We start from the raw sequence: 521 nt of genomic DNA, 5'->3' as shown, positions 1-521 counted from the left end.
CGCTGGTCGAGGATGAGCATCTTGGGCGACAGCGGCTTGTCGGTGTTCCAGGCCGGGCATTGGGACTGGCAGCGGCCGCACTCGGTGCAGGTGTAGAAGTCGAGGAAGCCCTTCCAGGTCGTGTCGGTGATCTTGCCGCGGCCGAACACGTCGACCTCGGGGTCGGCCTCCTCGAAGTCGAGCACCTTGCCGTCGCTGCGCATCGGCTGGGCCGGGCCCAGCCCGTCGGGGCGGCGGGAGAACAGCACGTTCAAAGGGGCGGTGAAGATGTGCAGGTGCTTGCTGTTCACCACGATGACCAGGAACACCAGCATGAGGCCGATGTGCAGCAGGAGGGCGATCTGCTCGAGCAGCTCGCTGTGCGGCAGGATCTTCCCGATGGCCAGGCTGGCGAAGGCACCCGAGTCATAGGGGAAGTTGCCGTTGGCGGCCGCGGAGCCCCGGGCGAGGAACAGCGTCCAGATGATGTTGAAGATCATGAACAGGACCAGCCAGGCCCCGCCCAGGTGGGAGCCGGAGAA

At 66.0% G+C, this 521-nt stretch carries 1 pseudogene; it reads right to left on the bottom strand.

Features of this window, described 5'->3' with window-relative positions:
• Positions 1-521 (bottom strand): annotated as a pseudogene (locus QSK36_RS43070) ((Fe-S)-binding protein); the annotation flags it as partial.

Origin of the sequence: Microbispora sp. NBRC 16548 (assembly GCF_030268985.1) — a bacterium.
In the GTDB taxonomy this organism is placed as follows: Bacteria; Actinomycetota; Actinomycetes; order Streptosporangiales; family Streptosporangiaceae; genus Microbispora; species Microbispora catharanthi.
Note: the sequence above shows the minus strand (reverse complement) of the source record. Positions and strands in the feature narration are given on the sequence as shown.